Source organism: Streptomyces sp. NBC_01352 (assembly GCF_036237295.1).
Taxonomy (GTDB): Bacteria; Actinomycetota; Actinomycetes; order Streptomycetales; family Streptomycetaceae; genus Streptomyces; species Streptomyces plumbiresistens.
This window is the reverse complement of the sequence record NZ_CP108354.1, coordinates 8,620,308-8,638,701: the sequence shown is the minus strand read 5'-3', so window position 1 is coordinate 8,638,701 and position 18,394 is coordinate 8,620,308. Positions and strand designations below refer to the sequence as shown.

The 18,394-nt window shown below is 71.6% G+C and carries 13 protein-coding genes; 4 read left to right on the top strand and 9 right to left on the bottom strand.

Features of this window, described 5'->3' with window-relative positions; all coding sequences use genetic code 11:
• Nucleotides 1-5: 5 nt before the first annotated feature.
• From OG252_RS39700 to OG252_RS39665, 8 genes are all read right to left on the bottom strand, one after another.
• A complete protein-coding gene (locus tag OG252_RS39700) occupies nucleotides 6-6,761 on the bottom strand; it encodes an eCIS core domain-containing protein (RefSeq protein ID WP_329342266.1) in 6,756 nt (2,251 codons plus the stop codon).
• A complete protein-coding gene (locus tag OG252_RS39695; protein WP_266442420.1) occupies nucleotides 6,758-7,042 on the bottom strand; it encodes a hypothetical protein in 285 nt (94 codons plus the stop codon). Before OG252_RS39695 ends, OG252_RS39700 begins: the two co-directional genes overlap by 4 nt.
• The gene (locus OG252_RS39690) at nucleotides 7,033-9,024 is read right to left on the bottom strand and encodes an ATP-binding protein (RefSeq protein ID WP_329342264.1); all 1,992 of its coding nucleotides are present in this window, start codon (nucleotides 9,022-9,024) and stop codon (nucleotides 7,033-7,035) included. Before OG252_RS39690 ends, OG252_RS39695 begins: the two co-directional genes overlap by 10 nt.
• Before the next feature lie 33 nt (nucleotides 9,025-9,057).
• Complete coding sequence (locus OG252_RS39685; protein WP_329342262.1) at nucleotides 9,058-9,912, bottom strand: DUF4255 domain-containing protein; 855 nt, start codon at nucleotides 9,910-9,912, stop codon at nucleotides 9,058-9,060.
• A 58-nt stretch (nucleotides 9,913-9,970) separates the two neighbouring features.
• On the bottom strand, nucleotides 9,971-10,720 hold the full coding sequence (locus OG252_RS39680; RefSeq protein ID WP_329342260.1) for a hypothetical protein: 750 nt from the start codon (nucleotides 10,718-10,720) through the stop codon (nucleotides 9,971-9,973).
• Entirely contained in the window at nucleotides 10,713-11,456 is a 744-nt protein-coding gene (locus OG252_RS39675; RefSeq protein ID WP_329342258.1) for a T4 family baseplate hub assembly chaperone, read from the bottom strand. The genes OG252_RS39680 and OG252_RS39675 overlap by 8 nt, the downstream gene beginning before the upstream one ends.
• A 32-nt stretch (nucleotides 11,457-11,488) precedes the next feature.
• Entirely contained in the window at nucleotides 11,489-12,013 is a 525-nt protein-coding gene (locus tag OG252_RS39670; protein ID WP_266442404.1) for a phage tail protein, read from the bottom strand.
• A gap of 64 nt (nucleotides 12,014-12,077) precedes the next feature.
• Nucleotides 12,078-13,946: a phage tail sheath subtilisin-like domain-containing protein gene (locus tag OG252_RS39665; protein WP_266442402.1), complete on the bottom strand. Its 1,869-nt coding sequence runs from the start codon at nucleotides 13,944-13,946 to the stop codon at nucleotides 12,078-12,080.
• 371 nt (nucleotides 13,947-14,317) lie between these two features.
• Between OG252_RS39665 and OG252_RS39660 the strand changes: the two genes are divergently transcribed.
• Entirely contained in the window at nucleotides 14,318-14,740 is a 423-nt protein-coding gene (locus OG252_RS39660; protein ID WP_266442400.1) for a YchJ family protein, read from the top strand.
• 45 nt (nucleotides 14,741-14,785) lie between these two features.
• Here OG252_RS39660 and OG252_RS39655 read toward each other — a convergent pair whose 3' ends face one another.
• Nucleotides 14,786-15,487: a FadR/GntR family transcriptional regulator gene (locus tag OG252_RS39655; RefSeq protein WP_266442398.1), complete on the bottom strand. Its 702-nt coding sequence runs from the start codon at nucleotides 15,485-15,487 to the stop codon at nucleotides 14,786-14,788.
• A 143-nt stretch (nucleotides 15,488-15,630) separates the two neighbouring features.
• Here OG252_RS39655 and OG252_RS39650 point away from each other — a divergent pair, with 143 nt between their 5' ends.
• The 3 genes from OG252_RS39650 to OG252_RS39640 all read left to right on the top strand — a co-directional run bounded on the left by OG252_RS39650 (nucleotide 15,631) and on the right by OG252_RS39640 (nucleotide 18,381).
• Nucleotides 15,631-16,149: a gluconokinase gene (locus OG252_RS39650; RefSeq protein WP_266442395.1), complete on the top strand. Its 519-nt coding sequence runs from the start codon at nucleotides 15,631-15,633 to the stop codon at nucleotides 16,147-16,149.
• A gap of 65 nt (nucleotides 16,150-16,214) precedes the next feature.
• On the top strand, nucleotides 16,215-17,612 hold the full coding sequence (locus OG252_RS39645) for a GntP family permease (protein ID WP_266442392.1): 1,398 nt from the start codon (nucleotides 16,215-16,217) through the stop codon (nucleotides 17,610-17,612).
• A 10-nt stretch (nucleotides 17,613-17,622) separates the two neighbouring features.
• Entirely contained in the window at nucleotides 17,623-18,381 is a 759-nt protein-coding gene (locus tag OG252_RS39640; RefSeq protein ID WP_266442389.1) for an SDR family oxidoreductase, read from the top strand.
• Nucleotides 18,382-18,394 lie beyond the last annotated feature (13 nt).

Sequence of the window (18,394 nt, the reverse complement as noted above, 5' to 3'; positions counted from 1 at the left end):
CGAAGTCAGTTGAAGCGGAGTTCCGCTTTCCTGTTATCAAGGGTCTGAAGGTCCGCCTGGAAGCTGGTGAGCTGCCCGGCGGGGAGGCTTCTCTTGTAATTCTTCATTCTCAGTGAGAGAGAAGCCCAGTCACGGAAGGGCGCCTGCAGGACGACGGCCTTCGCGAACCCGGGTGTCACATTGAACTTCTTGGCGATTCTTGCCGGACTCCGCCCGTTGATGTTGAAAAGCTGGTGAATGCCTGGCTTCTCGATGTTGTCACGTGCATAGGACATCGCTGCGGGCTTTCGGACCCACCGTTTGTTCTTGGGTTCGTAGCCCCCCCATTTCATACCGATCACCTTCGGGTAGCCGTAGTTCGGGTCCGTCCGGTTGTCGGAATGGAAGGAAACATCGACCTGGTACCAGATCATGTCCTCGGTCTTGTTGACCGCGACGGCCCGGTGGGCGGGCCCCTCCAACCGGTAGTGGAACTTGGTGTTGACTTCGGAGCCCGGCGCGGGGACCAGGTTGGAGCCCTTGGCCGGCCCATTGAGCCGCTCGGTCAGAAGGTGCATGCGTACCCATGTGATGTCCCTGGGCGGCAGGGAGTCCCAGCCCAAAGGATTGCCTGGGCTTGCCTGGGTGGACACCTGTCCGCGGGGAATGTCCTTGTTGATCCCCGTGGCCTCGAATCCGCGAGCCCGGATGCCGTCCTGGAAAGGCGGGATGATCGTGGGCAGGAGCGGCGGCTTCGGGTCGTCGGACTCCCGGTACTCCAACAGTGCGGCGAGACGCTGCAACTCGCCGTGCAGGTCGTCACGCGTGGCCATCGCCTGCCTGTAGTTCGCGTTGGTCACTCGCGGAGGCAGGCTTCCCTGTCGGGCGTCCACCTCTCGCAGAGCGTCTTCTGCATCGCTCTGACGCTCGTCCTGCAGACGGCCTCGCGGCGTGTTCTTCAGCGGCTCCACGTCGCGTTCCCAGGAATCCAGGTAGTCGCGAATCTCTCTCGCGGCACTACGGACCACCAAATTCGCGCCCCTGCCACGTCCCCGATACATCAAGGTGTGCGGTTCCCCGTCCATGGCGCGGAATTGCACCTCTGGCATCTTGTACTGACGTGTCGGCTCCTGCTGTTGCTCCCTGTCCTTCTCCCTCCGCCGATCACGGCGGTTCCGGAGCCGGTCCCGACTGCCGTCCTGTTGACGACGCCACTGGTCCCGCAGACGCCGCAGCCGGTCGTTCAGGCGTCCGCCGATCCTGCGGCGGGTCTTGCCGAAGAGCCTGCCGACGGCACGACGGGCTCTGCTGACGGCCGACTTGACGGTCTGGCGGGCGCGGCGGAGCGGACGGCGGCGGGGGCGGTCACCGGGACGACGGCCCCTGTCGGTGTCGCGAGGCCGGTCGTCCCTGCGGTCGGCATCCCTGCGACGGTCGTCCGTAGCGCGCCGACGCTCGTCGGGGCGGCTGGTCCTGGGATCGCGGTCCCGGTCGTCGTCGCGGCGGCGGTCGGGGCGGAGTGTGTCGCGGGCCGGGCCGCGGCGGGTGGGGCGGTCGGTGCGGTCCTTCCTGTCCTCGTCGCGCGTCCGCCGCTCCGCGTCCTTGGCTCGCCGCCTGGCCGCGTTGACGTCGCGGCCGTCCTCGCGGCGTTCGTCGTCGTCGCGGCGCTTCTTCGGGCGGGTGGTGTGGGCGGGGCGCGACTTCTTCTCCGGGGAGGAGCGCTTGCCGGGGCGGGGCTTTGACTGGGGGCGCGAGGTCTTGTTCGGGGACGGCTTGCGCGGGACCGGGCGGCGATCGGCCGGCTTGTCCGTGGCCGAGGGGTCGTCGTCCTTGGGCTTCTCGTCCTGGCGCTGCTCGTCCTTCGGCTTCTCGTCCTTCGGCTTGTTCGGTGTGGACGGCTGGTCGGGGGTGTCCGGCTGCCCGGGCTTGTCCTTCTTCGTGCGGAGGTTCTTCAGCATGCCGCCGAGCCGCTCGGCGACCTTGCCCATGAACCTGCTGACGCCCTCGATCAGGAACTCGTAGATGAGCTCGAGGAGGGCCACGACCCCGGCCGCCACCGCCTTCGCGAACGGCAGCGCGCCGTTGCCGCTCTTGACCGACTTCAGGAAGTCCATGAACAGGCCGAAGGCGGCGAGGATTTCGCTCAGCGCGCCCCACGCCGTCCGTAGGGCGTCGATGACCGCCATCACCCAGCCGGCGCCGGGGATGAGCTTGGCGACGACCTTCTCGACGACCATGACGCCGATGATGAAGGGAAGTTGGGGGACGGCCTCGTCCCAGGCCATCTGGGCCATCTGGTCGACCGTGACGCCGCCGGAGACCAGCTCCTGGAAGTCCTCCATCGGGATGCCGATGATCTCCTGGACCTTCTGGTTGAACCAGGCCTTGACCGCGGTCCTGATCTCGTTGAAGAGGTGTTCCTTGGCGCCGGTCTCGGCCGCGGCGCCCGCCTTGCTGATCCAGTCGCCGGGGTCGGAGACGATGTCGTTGAAGATGGCCGCCCACTCGCCGAGACCCGACACGACGGCCGCACCGAACTCCAGCGCGCTGACCGTGACGGACTCGGCGACGTCGACGGCCGCCAGCAGCCCGGTCTCCAGCAGGTCGAGGCCTGCGAGCAGCGCGCCGCACAGGCCGTCGAGCAGCTTCCCGGCGACCTCCTTGAGGGCGTCGGCGAACTCGTTGACCTTCTGCACGGCCCAGTCGCGGGCATCGTCGATGGTGTTGCGCCACTTGTCGCGCATCGCCGGGTAGTCGGCGAGGAGTTCGTCGCCGAGGGCGATCAGGGCGTCCGCGAAGGTGTTGATCTGGTCGATGACCCAGTTGCGGGCGTCGTCGATGAGCTTGAAGACCTGCTGCTTGAACTGGTCGATGAGGTCGGTGACGGCCTTGCGGGCCTTCTCGAAGATGCCCTTGATGGCGTTCTTGAGGCCCTCGAAGAACTCCTTCAGCTTCTCGATGGCGTCTTCGAGCCAGTTGTCGGCGTCGTCCTTGCCCTCGTTCTGCTTCTTCTCCGCGTCCTGCTCGGCGGTGGTCTGCTCCGTCTCGATCTTCTTGTTGTCGTCCTCGGTGCGCTTGTCGACGTCCTTGTCGGTGTCCTCTTCCTTCTTCCTGACGTCTTCGCGGACCTTGTCGTACTTCTTGCCCTTCTTGTCGTCGATCTCCGCGACCTTGTCGTCCTGCTCCTTGCGCCACCGGTCGCGGGAGTCGGAGATGTCGGAGCGGCCCTTGTCCCGGGCGTCGGCCTGCTTCTTGCCGCTGGCGTCGACCTCGCGCTTGAGGTCCTCGTCGTGCTGCTTGCGGTCGTCCGTGGCCTTCTTGTCCTTGGCCTGACGCTCCTGGCCCATCTTGTTCCGGCCCTCGGCGAAGCCGGCCTGGATCTGCGGGCCGCGGTCGTGTTCGGCGACGGCGGAGGCGGACTCGATGGGCACACCACCGGACACCGAGCGCGGTCCGCTCGACTTCCCGCCCTTCTTCCCGCCGGCCACCTTGCCGGTCAGGGTCTCCTTGGGGACGTCCGGGTAGAGCTGGTCCTCGCCCATGGGGCGGGCCGCGTCGTCCCGCCCGGCCCGGTGCAGTTCGGTCTTCCGCTCGTCGAGCTTGCCGCTCTGCTCGTCGGTGCGCTGCGGGTCGGAGTCGTTCTCCAGCGGCAGGCGGGGGGCGTCGCCCACACGGGCGTTCTGCAGGCCCTCGTCCTTGGTGGGCAGTCCGAGGATCGAGTCGATCAGGTCGTCGAGCGGCAGGATCTCTTTCAGCAGCTTGCCGAAGAGCTGGGCGCCGATGGTGACGGCGATGTCCCACCAGCTCGGTTCCGGCACGTTCGCCCCCGGCACCTCGCCCTCCGGCTTCTGGTCGCCGGTGATCTCGGGGGTCTTGCCGGGGGTCGCCTCGGTGCGGGCGACCTTGGCGTTGGTGTAGGTGCCGGGGGCCGCGGGCGTCGGGCCGCCGGGGACCGTGCGCGGCGAACCGGACGGTCGCTGCGTGGTCGGCGGCGCCTTGCGCAGCGTCGAGCGCTCCTTCTCGACGGAGCGGCCCACCGCGCCGTCGACGCCCTTCAGCGTCTCCAGCGCCTGGTGCGGCTTGAGCGATCCCGCCGTCGCCAGGCCCGACTCGGGCGTGGCGTTGGAGACGTCCGGGGCGGGCGCCGCCTTCTTGGGCCCCGCGCCTCCGGCCGGGGCGGAACGGCCGCCGCTGCGGCCGCCTGACCGTACGGGTGCGGGCGCGGACGCCGTACGGCCGCCGCCTCCTCCGCCGCGGCGGGCGTTCTTCGCCACCTGGCGTGCCGCCGCTCGCTTGCTTCCCGTGGGCCGGGCACGCGCGCCGGACGAGGCGCCGGATGCCGGAGCCTGGGCGGCCTTGGGCGTGTTGGTCGCCGCCTCCGGCCCGGCGGACAGGGGGGAAGGGCCGTTTCCGGGGGCGAGCCTGGGCGCTGCGGCCGGGCCCGGGGTCGAGACCCGGTCCGGCCCGGTCTCCGGTCCCGCCGAGGTCGCGGGACCACGGCCCTCGGTGACGTCCCGCGCTCCGGGCTCGGGGGCGGGGGCGGGTGCGGACACGGACGCTTGCGCCGGGTCGCCCTGCTCGGGGCGGTTGTCGTCGCGCCCGGCGCTCTCCTGAGGGCCTGCCCCGGTCTCCTTGCTCTGCTTCTGCTGCGCACCGGCGGTGTCGGTGCCGCGACCGCCACCCTGCTCCTCGGTTCCGCCCTTTCGACTGTCTCCCCCGGAGGGGGCGGAACCGGAAGGGGACGTCCCGGGCTCCTGCTTACGGGCGTCCTCGCCCGCCTTGTCCAACTGTCCGGGCGGTGCCGTCTCCCCGGGGCCGGGGGCCGTGCCGCCGCCCGGCGCACCGTCGGCGGTTCGGGCCTCCTCGTCACGGCGACGGGCGTCGGCGCCCTCCCGCTGAGCCTCCGTCTGCTTCCGGTCCCAGTCCCGGTCGGCGGACTCCGCCAAGGGTGCCGCGGTGGCGTCGCCGGCCCGCGACTCCGAGTCGGCACCACTGTCTTCACCTGCCCCGGAGTCCTGCTCGACGGACAGCGCCGCGAAGAGGTCCTGGTCCTCGGAGTCGTTCTCCGCGGCGTCCGAGTCGGCGCCCCTTGCGGCGCCGGTTGCGGTCGCGCCCTGCTCCGGGCCGCTCGGAACGGCCGGTGTCTCGACGGCCGCGGGACTCATCGGACGTGCGGGATCCTTCTTGCGCTGCTCGACGAGCGTCGGGTTCTTCGCGGCCGGAGTGGCGCCGACCAGCTCGATGTCGGGCACCGAGCCGGTGCCGCCCTGCTCGTCGGGCTCCGCGTCCGACGCCTCGGTGTCGTCCTCCGCCACCGATTCCAGCCCCAACGGCTCGTCGTCGGCGTCCTCCTCGTTCGACGGGTCGCCCACGGCACGGGCCGGAGCGGTGCCCCCACCCGTCCTGGTCCGCTCGCCGGGCTCGGCCCCGCTCCGGTCCACCGCCCCCGGGGCGGCGGCCTGCCGGGCGGGGACCTCACTGCCGCCCGCGCCCTCGGACTGCGGCGGCTCCTGCTCACCGGCCTGCTTCTCCGGCTCCGGCGTGGCCTCGTCCCGCGCGCTCTCGGACTCCTCCTGGGCCTCCCGCTCGTCGTTCTGGTCCTGTTCCTTCTGTTCCGTCTCGGCGTTCGCCGCGCCCTGGCGCTCGTCCGCCGCGTCCTTCTGCGCGTCCTGGACGGAGGCGTTCCGGTCCTCCTGCTGCTCCTGGGACCTCTCCTGCTGCTGCCCCGCCGAGGCCTCGCGATCCCGGGCAGCGCCCTTCTCGCCGGGTGCGCCCTCCTGGTCCGCAGCGTCCGCAGCGTCCTCGGCCTCCTCGTCCCGGTCGCCGCCGGGCTTGGTCCGCCCGTCGCCCTCCTGCCGGCCGTCCCCCTCCCGAGACCCGTCTGCCCGCTCCCCCGCCTCCTGCTGCTCCTCGGCCGAGGCCCGCCGACGCTCCTCCTCGATCTCCTCCCCCGCCCCGGGCACGGCCAGCGGCGCCGCCGCGGCCTGAGACGGCAGCGGTCCGGCCTGCTCCGTCTCCTCCACGGCCGCCAGCAGCCGGTCGAGCACGGGCGTGGGCAGCCGCAGCTCCAACCGGTCCAGCACGATGTCCTGCACCTGCGGCGCCATCCGCGCCAGCTGCAGCCGCACCCGCCCCGACCGGTCCTCCGGATCGCCGCGCAGGGAGCGGAGCAGGCCGTTGGCCAGGCGGTCGACGAGGGTCGCCGGGTCCAGTTGCTCCATGCGGCGACGGTCGGCGTCGACGGTCGCGTACCGCAGCCAGCCTGGCGTGGCCTGACCCTGCTCGACCTGAGCGACGTCCGCGCCGGACTCCGGCTGCTGTACGAGATCCCGCGCCGCCGACTCCGCCTCCCGCTCGATCGCCTGCTGCGGCAGGCTCACCGCGCCCAGTTCGCGGCCGGCGCGCAGGGTGCCGAGGCCGTGCGGGTTCTGGACGGTGTGCAGGAGTTCGTGGGCGAGGAGGCGGCGGCCCTCGTCGGTGCCGGGCTTGAAGGTGCCCTCGGCGAAGAAGATGTCCTGGCCGACGGCGACCGCGTCCGCGCCGAGCAGGTCCGTCAGGTGTCCCGCGTCCCGGCCGGTGTGCAGGCGTACCCGGCTCAGGTCGTGGCCGAGGCGTTCCTCCAACTCGCGTCGTACGCCGGGATCGAGAGGCTGCCCGGCACCGCTGACGATGTTCTTGGGCTCAGGGGTACGGGACTTGGCGGCACGTTCCTTGCGCTTACGGCGGCGCTGTTCGGCCGACTGCTCGGAACGGTCGTCCTGGGACTGGGCGTTGGCGTTCACCGGGTCACCTCCCCGTGACCGCTCAGGCCCTCGTGCACGGCCCGCGCCAGCTCCTGGCCGAGGCGGCGGGCGGACAGGCCGGCGGGCAGGGGCGGCAGGCCGGCGAGTGTGTCGGCGGTCAGGGGGCCGTGGGCCGCCACCGGCACGCCGTGGGTGCGGATGAGCCGGGTCAGCTCGCGTTCGAAGGCGTCCGAGACCCGCTCCGGATCCACACGGAAGCCATGCAGGGCGAGTTCACCGATCTCCACCCGGATCTCGCCCGGTTCCCTGGTCACACCCATCCCCGGACCTCCGTAGGCGTCAGGGAGCGCTCCAGCTTCAGATACTCCGTGCGGGCCGCCGCCAGCATGTGCCGCATCTGGAGGCGATCGCCCTCCTCGGCGGCCAGGAACGCGCCGGACAGCGCGATGTTGCGGATCGAGCCGCCCGCGACGGTGAGCCGGGCCAGCAGCGCGGGGTCGATGTCCTTCACGGGAGCCTGGGACGGCAGCACCCGGCGCCAGATCTCCGCGCGTTCGTCCTCCGCCGGGAAGGGGAAGTCGACGACGAAGCGGATGCGGCGCAGGAAGGCCGTGTCGAGGGACTTCTTCATGTTGGTGGTGAGAATGGCGAGGCCCCGGTAGGCCTCCATCCGCATCAGCAGGTAGCTGACCTCGAGGTTGGCGTACCGGTCGTGGCTGTCCTTGACCTCGCTGCGCTTGCCGAAGAGGGCGTCGGCCTCGTCGAACAGGAGGAGCGCGCCGCCGCGTTCGGCGGCGTCGAAGACGCGGCGGAGGTTCTTCTCCGTCTCGCCGATGTACTTGCTCACGACCTGTGAGAGGTCGATGACGAACAGGTCGAGGCCGAGCTCCTTCGCCATCACCTCGGCGGCCAGCGTCTTGCCGGTGCCGGAGCCGCCCGCGAACATCGCGGTGACGCCGAGACCGCGGCGCAGGGTCGCCGCGAATCCCCACTCCTGGTGGACGGTGGCCCGCTGCCGGACGTGGGCGACGATCTCGCGCAGCACGCCGGTCTGCCGCTCGTGCAGGACGAGGTCGTCCCAGCCGGCCTGCGGTTCAATGCGGCGGCCCAGCTCGTCCATGCCGATGCGGGCCTCCTCCAGGCCGGCCCGCCAGGCGAGTTGGGCGGGGTCGAGCCGGTCCTCGTACGGCAGCCGACGGCCTACGGTGGCGGCCGCGGACCGTACGACGTGCGGCGGCAGCTGGAACTGGGCTATCAGGGACCGCAGTTCGGTGTCGTCCAGGTCCGCGACGGGGTGGAACGCGTCGGCCCACAGGGCGAGTTGCTCCTCGTCGTCGAGACGCGGCACGGACACCCGCGCGCCGTGCGGACGGTCCGTGCGCAGCGGGTCCTCGCTCGACACCACGACGGGTACGGCGGCCCCGGCCAGGAACGCCTCGGCGGCCGCCCGCTGGTCACGGTCCAGTTCGCCCGCCTCCACCAGCAGCGCGGCGGGCAGCAGGATCGCCTCGCGCTGCCACAGCCGGGCGAGCGCGTCACGTTCGGCGGGGTCCGCCGGGATGTCCTCGGCGCCCATGGTGTACATCCCGAGCCCGGACCGGGCGGCCGCCGCGGCGGCGATGTCGGCGCGGCTGCGCAGGTCACCGCCGGTCACCTCGACCACCGGTACGTCGTTCCCCGTCACCCATCCCTCGGCGACCCGGCCCGCGGCCAGGTCGTACGACGGCGGCAGGCGGTCCGGCGCGGGGGTGCGGCGCAGGCGGCCGTGCAGCCGGGCGTCCAGGTAGGGCGAGCCCAGCAGGAAGTGCAGGACGCGCTCGTCGAGCCGCAGCCGGGACGTGGTCAGCCGTGACTCGTCGTCCAGTTCGACGATTCGCCAGCGGCGCAGCGGCGCGACGGGGGTGAGGGCGCTCCAGTGCGGCTCGGCCAGCGCGGCCAGGGCGAGCGCGAAGGTGGGGAACGCCCGTTGCGGGTCGCCCGAGGCCGCGGCGCAGCGGGCGGCGGTCGTGGGGTCCAGTTCGTCGGCGGCGGTGAGGAGGATCAGGTCGCGCTCGAAGGGGGTGAGGCCGAAGCAGGCGACCAGTGCGTCGAGCGGGTCGGCCGAGGGCTCGGTGACGGACGGGGCCGTAGGCACCGGGGCCTCGGTTCCCCGGCCGTCCTCCCCCGCCGCGTGGGCGTCGACGCGGGACAGCACACGCCGGATCTCCGCCATCAGCGCCACGCCGCCGTCCCGCGCGCCCGCGCCGTCGGCCGTTCCCGTCGCGCCCGTCGCGCCCGGCGTACCCGGCTCGTTCGTCCCCATGTCCTCACCTGCCCCCGTCGTCCCCATCTGGTCTCAGTTCTCCGTGCCTTCGCCGTCGGCCCGGCGAGCGGTGCGCTTGCGGGGTTCCGGCTGCGCGGACTTGCCCGCCTGGGCGGCCTTCCGGGTCCGGGCGGCCGGCGCCTTGGCCACCGTCTTGGCCGCGGTCTTCGCAGGGGCTTTCGCGGCCTGTTTTGCAGACGGGGACGCAGGCGCAGGCGCAGACTCAGACGCAGGCGCGGGCCTTGAGACGGGATCCTCGGTCTCCGTCTCCGGGACCGGCGCCACGAACGGCACCACTCGGACGTCGGACCGTTCCACCGGCTTCGCCGGCACCGGCGTCTCGCGCCCGTCGATGAAGACGAGGGCCGCCTGGTAGACCACGGACAGCGAGTACGGGGTCTGGTGGAGCATCCCCCAGAGCTTCGACGTCTCGTCGATGTCCATCACCGTCGGCGTGAGCCGCACGCGCTGTGCCGCCCCGGCGAGGTCGCTCCCGGCCAGGTAGGGCCGCTCACCGGCCTGTTCGACGACGTCCTTCGGCAGGATCGGTGTCTCGTGCAGGGTGCGCACCACGGAGCCGATCAGCCGTTGCCCGACCAGTTCCGTCTCCTCGCCGTACGCGCTGATCAGGTAGTGCAGGTCGAGTGCCGCGGCGGGCCGCTTGACCAGGGTGCCGTCCGACGCGCGCGTCGGCAGGTCGTTGTTGCGCTGCGAGGTGTTGGGCGTGACCTGGTAGAGGAACACGGAGATGGTCGGCTCGGCCTGCGCGTCGGCCGGCGGTTTGCGCGGCTCGACCTTGACGGCTTCGCCGAACTCCGGCCCCACGTTGTTCTCGATCAGCAGGGCGAGGGCCTGGGTGACATGGGCGATGGCCAGTGCGTTGCTCATGACGTCAGTCCCTCGGTTCCATCCAGCCGAATTCGTCCCACTGCTGCCTGTGCGCGGCTCACTCGCGCCCCCGTGCCAGGTACTCCGCGAGGCTCACGGTCGCCCCCGCCCGCCCCGCCTGCGGCGTCCGCCGCTGCCGCGCGCCGCCGGACGGCGACTCGGCCGCCGTCACTTCCAGCCGGCCGATCTGCACCTGCACCACCTGCTCGGCCGCCCGCGCGGGTCGCCGGGCCGCGGCCTGGCGTACGGCGTCCCGTGCGGCCGTCGTGTCCGCGGCGGCGGGGCGCAGCGCCGCGGACACGACGGCGGGGGGAGCGGCGTCCGCACCCGGGAGGGTGGGCACGGACGCCGCGGGCCGGTCGGCACCCCGGTCGGAGCGCCCTTGTCCCGCCGCGCGCCGCCCGGCGGCGGAGGGCACCTGCCGCGGTACGAGGGGCGCGGCGGGCCGCAGCAGGGGGATCTCCGGGGCGGCCTGCGCGGCAGGACGCGAGGCCGGTTCGGCGGGCGCCCGTTCGGTGCGTACGACGGTCCGCTCCCGTTCCGTGTACACCCGGGCCTCGCCGGTCGCGGCCGGGCGCGGCGCGTCCGGTGGCGGCAGGACCGTCGGCGTGGTGGAGGGCCACAGCAGCCCGTCCTCGTCCGGCGTCGCCGCCTGGGCCCGTACCGCCTCGACCCGTTCGAAGGGGCCGGGCAGCCGGGGCCGCACCCGCCCGGCGCCGGGGCGCGGGGTGGCGGCCGGTGCGGCGTGCCGGGCGATCAGCCGGTCGAGGAAGTCGGGCCCGGACCGCTCGGCAGAGGAGTCAGACATCCGCACACAGCTCCAGGTAGTAGCGGCGCCGCAGCGGGCTGAGCGCCAGGATCTCCGGCTCGCTCCAGCCGTACGCGGTGGCGAGCAGATGGACGTCGAGGAGCACGTCGCGCGCCCAGGCGTCCAGTTCGGTCCACAGGTAGGAGGCGATGTCGAGCTCGGCCCGGGTGGCCTGCCCGCACTCGGGGCAGGCCACGTTGAGCGTGAGGTCGGCGCCCGGATCGGCCGCCTCGACCGCCTCGGCGATCCGGCGCTGCACCGCCGCGGGCAACTCCCGCGCCGCCGGCTCCCCGGCCGGCACCGCGCTCCCGTCGTGCGTCGCCGAGACCAGGCACCGCGCGAGCAGCGCCGTACGCGGGTCCGCCGCACGGGCCACCGCCGCCAGGTCGGCAGCGCCGGGCAGCCTGAACTCGACGTCCCAGCCGCCCTGTTGAACCCGCACGACGTGCTCGCCGCGCCCGCCGAGCGAACCGGCCAGCTGCCCGGCGTCCAGCTCGAACTCCATGTCCGCGCCGCACGCCGCGCACTCCAGCCGTACCTGCATCCGCTCGCCGAACAGCGCCCGGCGCAGCGCGAACAGGTCCGCCTCGCGCTCGCCGACGGGCACCGAGGGCAGCCGTCCGGCGTCGACGTCGGGCCGGGCCGCACGGTGCAGCAGCAGCGCGCGCCCGACCGGTGCCTCGGCCAGTCCCGCCTCCCAGGCGGCCAGCAGTTCGGCCGCCCCGGTGATCGCCATGTCCTCCCCCGATCAGATCGACTACGCCCGGTTCATGCCGGGTTGAGGAACGACGGTTCCTCCGGTTCGGGCACCTCGTAGTCCCGCTCCCAGCCCTCGCACTCGAGCTTCAGCGACTGGATGGCCACCGCGTTGGCGTTGGCGTCGAGTTCGCCGAGGACCTGGTACTCGCTGGGCCAGGTCCGGTAGAGCTTGTGCGAGACGGCGACCTGTCCGGCCTCGTTGAGGACCTGGATCACGAGGTCCTTGCGGAAGTCGGCCAGGGACACCTCGGAGCCGAGCCCCGCGCCGACCTGCCAGACCTTGTTGGCCCAGCGGTCGAACTCGGGGTCGTGGGTGACTCCGCGCTCCAGGGTGACGCCCTCGAACTCGGAGCGGCCCGGCGACTTGCGCGGGGAGGAGGGATCGCCGCCGTGGCGGTGCTTGACGACCTCCGTGGTCCGCTTCAGCGGACTGATCTTGCTGATGCCGGCGACCGTACGACCGTCCCACAGGACCAGGAACTTGAAGTTCTTGTAGGGGTCGAATCGATGCGCGTTGACCGTGAACTCAGCCATCGGATTCCTTCAGCTTTCCATGATTCTGCGGCGTCGGGGAGTGGCCCCTGGACGGGGATGGCCCCTAGAGCTCGAACTGGCCCGACGTCTGCTGGATCTTGACGACGACGAACTCGGCCGGCCGGACCGGCGCGATGCCCACCAGGACGTTGACGACGCCGTTCGCGACGTCCTCGTCGGTCGTGGTCTCGTGGTCGCACTTGACGAAGTACGCCTCGCGCGGGGTGCTGCCCTTGAAGGCGCCCTGGCGGAACAGCGTGTGCAGGTACGAGGAGGCGCCGAGCCGGATCTGCTGCCACAGGCTCTCGTCGTTGGGCTCGAACACGACCCACTGCAGGCCCCGTTGGAGGCTCTCCTCGACGTGCAGCGCGAGCCGCCGCACGGGCACATACTTCCACTCGCTGTCCAGCGCGTCGGAGCCTTCGAGGGTGCGTGCGCCCCACACCAGCGGCCCGGTCACCGGGAAGGTCCGCAGGCAGTTGACGCCGAGCGGGTTGAGCAGCCCGGTCTCGCGGTCGGTCAGGTCGACGGTGAGCGAGTGCACGCCCGCGAGCCGCGCCTCGGTGCCGGCCGGCGCCTTCCACACGCCGCGCTCGGAGTCGGTGCGCGCGATGACGCCCGCGACCGCGCCGGACGGCGGGAAGGAGCGCAGCCGCCCGGTGAGCGGGTCGGTGAGCTGCAGGTGCGGGAAGTACAGGCCGGCGTGGTTGCCGCGGACGGCGTCGAAGGCCGAGAGGCCGGCCCGTGCCGTGTCGACGCTCACCCAGGTGCTGGGCGCGTCGACCAGCAGGAAGATCCGTCGCTCCTGGCACAGCCGCTGGGCCGCCGAGACGACCGTGAGCATGTCCTCGGTCTTCTCGTACGAGGCGAGCTCGGGCAGCGCCAGCAGGTTGACGTCGGCGACGCCGCGCAGGGCCTGGATGCCGGTCTTGTCGGCCTCGGAGCCGATGAGGTCGCGCGGTCCGGGCGCCTCGCCGTCCTCGCCGCCCTCCAGCGGGAAGACCGGCGGGTTGACCGAGGCCTCCAGGCCCAGGTCGTTGGCGCACTCGCCGACGAAGCGGACGACGTCCTCGGGGTCGGTGGAGCCCGCGACGACCTGGACGCGCCGGCCGAAGGAGGTGACCTCGGCGCCCGCGAAGGCGTGCTTGCCCGGGGCGTCGGGCAGCGCCCGCAGCTTGCGTTCGAGCAGCAGCGCCAACTCGGCCACGCCGGACGGGGCTTCGCCGTCGCAGTCGGGGTCGTAGAGGGTGAACTCGCGCTCCACGTCGCCGATCTTGACGGTCAGGTCGACGGCCAGGTCGGGCAGTTCGTGCCCGAACGGCTTGGAGACGGTGCCCGACGGGTCGGGGCGCCCCTCGCCGACGGCCTCGACGCGGATGAGCCGCGACCCCGCGTTGATCACGGTCGGCGCGTACCGCCCTCCCCCAGAGGCGTCCATGGACAGCCCGGTGAAGCTCTCGCGGGCGTCGCCCTTGGCGTCGTAGACCCGCAGGTTGAAGGTCGCGTCGGGGTCGGGGGTGTCGTAGTCGACGGCGACGCGCAGGCCGTTGCCCCACACGCCGGGTTCCTTGGCGTGGACTTCGAGCACGCGGCTCTCGCTGTGGCCCTCGGTGGACTCCAGGACGACGCAGGCGGCCTTGCCGCTGCCGGCCTTGGCCACCCGGACGATCACGGCGACGGTGCCGCCGTTGCCGAAGAACTGGTGCACCGCGTAGGCGAGGGCACTCTTCGAGCCGAGCCCGCCGAAGCGCCGCTCGAACTCGGTGAAGCCGGTGACGCGCACCGGCTCGTTCAGCGGACCCCGCCGGGTGTGTCCCACGAAGGCGGTCACCGACGTGGTCACGGCGGAGATGGTGCGGGTGCTGCTGGGAAGCTCTTCGACATAGACGCCGGGATACGTCGGCCTGGCGGCGTTCACTGCATTCGTCGGCATTCCCCCTCCAATCCCTTTTCGGGCACCGATCGACAGGCACCAAGAGACGGCAGAAAGGAGAGGTTTCGTCACGGTGCAGGCGGAAGGTCCCCGACGCGCGAAGGCGCGCCGGGCCGCGGACACCGCATCAGCTTCCCCCGTCAGTGCCCGGACGGACGGCCGCCCGGGTCAAGCGCACACGCTTGTGACTCCTGATGCTCAAGTGCTCAACCCACGGTGGAGTGCGAAGAGTTGGACAACAAGGCGTCTTCACGCCACGCCTCAGGTGGGTTCGATGGAGGGTGCCGCGCATGACTCGCACACGATGTGCGCAAGCCGCAACAGGTGCTTCACAGGTTTCCCACAGGCGATGTTCTAGCAGAATGGCGGTCATGCCCCGACGTACCCCGCATCTCCGGTCCCAGAGCCCTTCCGCCCCTGCTCACAAGCCCTCATGCCCTTGCGATCTTGGGGAGACGTACGCAGAGTGCTGTGGCCGATTCCACCGGGGTGAGACCGCGGCACCGACCGCGGAATCGCTGATGCGTTCGCGCTACAGCGCTTTCGTGAAGCGCGACGAGGGATACCTGCTGCGCACCTGGCACCCCCGGACCCGGCCGCCCCGGGTCGAGTTCGATCCCGGCATGCGCTGGACCGGTCTGGAGATCCTCGCCACGAGCGAGGGATCGGCGTTCCACACCACCGGAACCGTGACCTTCCGCGCCTCGTACCGGGGCGGTTCGCTGCACGAGCGGAGCCGGTTCGAGCGGGTGGACGGCGCGTGGGTGTACGTGGACGGGACCTTCCTCGACTAGGGCCAGGCCTGTCCGGGCCCTCGACCAGGGCCTGTCCGGACCCGGTTACGGCGCCAGGATGTCCAGCTCCTGAAGCGCGCCCACCGTGATCTCGCGGGTCAGTGCCTCCGCGCGGACGGCGTCGCCCGCGCGGACCGCTTCCGCGACCTGGACGTGCAGGGTGACGGCGGCCGGGTCGGGGTCGTCGAACATGACCTCGTGGTGGGTGCGGCCGGCGAGGACCTCGGCGACGACGTCGCCGAGACGCGCGAACATCTCGTTGCCACAGGCGTTGAGGATGACGCGGTGGAAGGCGATGTCGTGGACCAGGTAGCCCTCGAGCTGATGGCCTCGCGAGTGGGCCACCATGCCCAGGGCGCACTCGGTGAGTTCGGCGCACTGGTCGGCCGTGGCGTACTTGGCGGCGAGCCCCGCGGCGACCGGTTCGATCGCGGAGCGCAGGACGGTGAGGGAGCGCAGCTGGCGGGGCCGGTCGGCGCCGGCCAGGCGCCAGCGGATGACCTGGGGGTCGAAGACGTTCCACTCGTTCGCGGGACGGACCGTCACACCCACGCGGCGGCGGGACTCGACGAGGTGCATGGACTCCAGGACGCGGACCGCCTCCCGCATCACGGAGCGTGAGACGTCGAAACGCTGGGCCAGCTCGTCGGTCCGCAGGACACTGCCGGGCGGGTACTCGCCCGCGGTGATCGCGGGGCCGAGGGTTTCCAGTACGCGGCCGTGCAGCCCCCGGCCCGATGTGCTCATGCACTCAGCGTACGGGGCAGATCACAGGAACAAAAAGTCAGACTTATTTGTCACAGACTCTTGAATTCGTCGTACCTAATAGGTTTCAGTGTGGCCGACGTCAGATGTCGACGTCGGATGTCGAGGAAGACAGCGAGGCAGTGATGCGTACCCCTCACGTCGTCGTGGTGATGGGCGTCGCCGGCACGGGCAAGACCACGATCGGTCCCCTGCTCGCGGCCCGGCTGGACGTTCCCTACGCCGAGGGCGACGACTTCCACCCCCAGGCCAACATCGACAAGATGTCGGCCGGCACCCCTCTCGGGGACGCTGACCGGTGGCCGTGGCTCGACGCCATCGGCGCCTGGGCGCACGAGCGGGCCGGGCTCGGCGGGGTGGTCAGCTGCTCCGCGCTGAAGAGGTCGTACCGCGACCGGCTCAGGGCCGCCGCTCCCGGTGTCGTGTTCGTGCACCTCGCGGGCGACCGGAAGCTCATCGAGGACCGCATGACGCACCGTCAGGGCCACTTCATGCCGACCGCGCTGCTGGACTCCCAGTTCGCCACGCTCCAGCCGCTCCAGGCGGACGAGGCGGGAGTCGCCGTGGACGTCTCCGGAAGCCCCGAGGAGATCACCGAGCGGGCCGCCGAGGCACTGAGCGTCCTCCCCGACGTGCCCCAGTAGCACCCCTCCCCAACTCCCCCCAGTAACACCCCTCCCCCCTCCCCGTACTTGCAAGGGAATCCCCTGTGACCAGACTCAGTGTCGAGATGCTGGCAGCGGACGCACCCGAGCCGATCACCTCGGCCGGCCACGCTCAGCTGGGTATCGCCGTTCTGGCGGGCATTGCCGTCATCGTCCTGCTCATCACCAAGTTCAAGCTCCACGCGTTTCTGTCGCTGACCATCGGGTCACTGGCGCTCGGCGCGTTCGCCGGAGCGCCGCTCGACAAGGCGATCACCAGCTTCACCACCGGGCTCGGGTCGACCGTGGCCGGCGTGGGCGTGCTGATCGCCCTCGGCGCGATCCTCGGCAAGATGCTCGCCGACTCCGGGGGCGCCGACCAGATCGTCGACACCATCCTGGCGAAGGCGAGCGGCCGCACCATGCCGTGGGCGATGGTGCTGATCGCCTCGGTGATCGGACTGCCGCTGTTCTTCGAGGTCGGCGTGGTGCTGCTGATCCCGGTCGTGCTGATGGTCGCCAAGCGCGGCAACTACTCGCTCATGCGCATCGGCATCCCGGCGCTCGCCGGCCTGTCCGTGATGCACGGTCTGGTCCCGCCGCACCCCGGCCCGCTGGTAGCGATCGACGCGGTCAAGGCCAACCTGGGCGTCACGCTGGCGCTCGGCGTACTCGTCGCCATACCGACGGTGGTCATCGCCGGTCCGCTGTTCGCCCGGTACGCGGCCCGCTGGGTCGACGTCCCGGCCCCCGAGCGGATGATCCCGCAGCGCGCCTCCGAGGAACTGGAGAGGCGTCCCGGCTTCGGCGCGACCCTCGCCACGATCCTCCTGCCGGTCGTCCTGATGCTGTCCAAGGCACTGGTCGACATCGTCATCGACGACCCGACGCACGACGTGCAGCGCACCTTCGACGTCATCGGCTCTCCGCTGATCGCCCTGCTCGCCGCCGTGTTGGTGGGCATATTCACGCTTCTGCGGCCCGCCGGGTTCGCCAAGGACCGGGTCTCGCAACTCGTCGAGAAGGGCCTCGCGCCCATCGCGGGCATCCTGCTCATCGTCGGCGCGGGCGGCGGCTTCAAGCAGACGCTGATCGACTCCGGCGTCGGCCAGATGATCCTGGACATCTCCAAGGACTGGTCGATCCCCGCCCTGCTCCTGGCCTGGCTGATCGCGGTGGCGATCCGGCTGGCGACCGGTTCGGCGACCGTGGCGACGATCTCGGCGGCCGGCCTGGTCGCCCCGCTCGCGGCCGACATGTCGACGACCCACACGGCCCTGCTCGTCCTGGCCATCGGCGCCGGCTCGCTCTTCTTCAGCCATGTCAACGACGCCGGATTCTGGCTGGTGAAGGAGTACTTCGGCCTGACCGTCGGCCAGACCCTCAAGACCTGGTCCGTCATGGAGACGATCATCTCCGTGGTCGCGGGCGGTGTGGTCCTCCTCCTCTCGCTGATCATCTAGGAGTACGGCGATGAGTCACCCCTTGTTCGACATCGGCGGGCGGACCGCCCTGGTCACCGGCTCCAGCCGGGGCATCGGACTCGCGCTGGCCCGCGGCCTGGCTCAGGCGGGCTGCCGGGTCGTCCTCAACGGGCGGGACGGCGAGCGGCTCACCAAGGCCGCCGCCGAGCTGCCCGGCGAGGTGCACACGGCCGTGTTCGACGTCACCGACGGGCCGTCGGTGGCGGACGGCATAGCGGAGGTGGAGGAGCGGGTCGGCCCGCTCGACATCCTGGTCAACAACGCGGGCATGCAACTGCGCGCCCCGCTCCTGGAGTTCACCGACTCCGACTGGCACCGGATCCTGGACACCAACCTGACCAGCGCCTTCCTGGTCGGCAGGGAAGCCGCCCGCCGGATGACGGAACGCGGCCACGGCAAGATCATCAACATCTGCTCGCTGCAGAGCGAGGTGGCCCGCCCCGGCATCGCGCCCTACGCGGCCACCAAGGGCGCCCTGAAGATGCTCACCAAGGGCATGTGCGCGGACTGGGGCCCGTACGGCGTCCAGGTCAACGGCCTCGGCCCCGGCTACATCGAGACCGAGCTGACCCAACCCCTGGTCCAGGACGAGGAGTTCAGCGCGTGGGTACGGCGCCGCACCCCGGCCGGCCGCTGGGGCCGTACGGAGGACCTGGTGGGCGGGGTGCTGTTCCTCGCCTCGCCCGCCGCGGACTTCGTCGGCGGACAGGTGCTGTACGTCGACGGCGGCATGACGAGCGTGCTGTGACCTCCGGGAGGCT

Bases quoted from the DNA above. Each gene is read 5' to 3' on its own strand.
- OG252_RS39650 (WP_266442395.1), top strand. From the start codon at position 15,631: ATGCGTACCCCTCACGTCGTCGTGGTGATGGGCGTCGCCGGCACGGGC.
- OG252_RS39690 (WP_329342264.1), bottom strand. From the start codon at position 9,024: ATGGGGACGAACGAGCCGGGTACGCCGGGCGCGACGGGCGCGACGGGA.
- OG252_RS39640 (WP_266442389.1), top strand. From the start codon at position 17,623: ATGAGTCACCCCTTGTTCGACATCGGCGGGCGGACCGCCCTGGTCACC.
- OG252_RS39685 (WP_329342262.1), bottom strand. From the start codon at position 9,912: ATGAGCAACGCACTGGCCATCGCCCATGTCACCCAGGCCCTCGCCCTG.
- OG252_RS39675 (WP_329342258.1), bottom strand. From the start codon at position 11,456: ATGGCGATCACCGGGGCGGCCGAACTGCTGGCCGCCTGGGAGGCGGGA.
- OG252_RS39695 (WP_266442420.1), bottom strand. From the start codon at position 7,042: ATGGGTGTGACCAGGGAACCGGGCGAGATCCGGGTGGAGATCGGTGAA.
- OG252_RS39665 (WP_266442402.1), bottom strand. From the start codon at position 13,946: ATGCCGACGAATGCAGTGAACGCCGCCAGGCCGACGTATCCCGGCGTC.
- OG252_RS39670 (WP_266442404.1), bottom strand. From the start codon at position 12,013: ATGGCTGAGTTCACGGTCAACGCGCATCGATTCGACCCCTACAAGAAC.
- OG252_RS39660 (WP_266442400.1), top strand. From the start codon at position 14,318: ATGCCCCGACGTACCCCGCATCTCCGGTCCCAGAGCCCTTCCGCCCCT.
- OG252_RS39680 (WP_329342260.1), bottom strand. From the start codon at position 10,720: ATGTCTGACTCCTCTGCCGAGCGGTCCGGGCCCGACTTCCTCGACCGG.
- OG252_RS39655 (WP_266442398.1), bottom strand. From the start codon at position 15,487: ATGAGCACATCGGGCCGGGGGCTGCACGGCCGCGTACTGGAAACCCTC.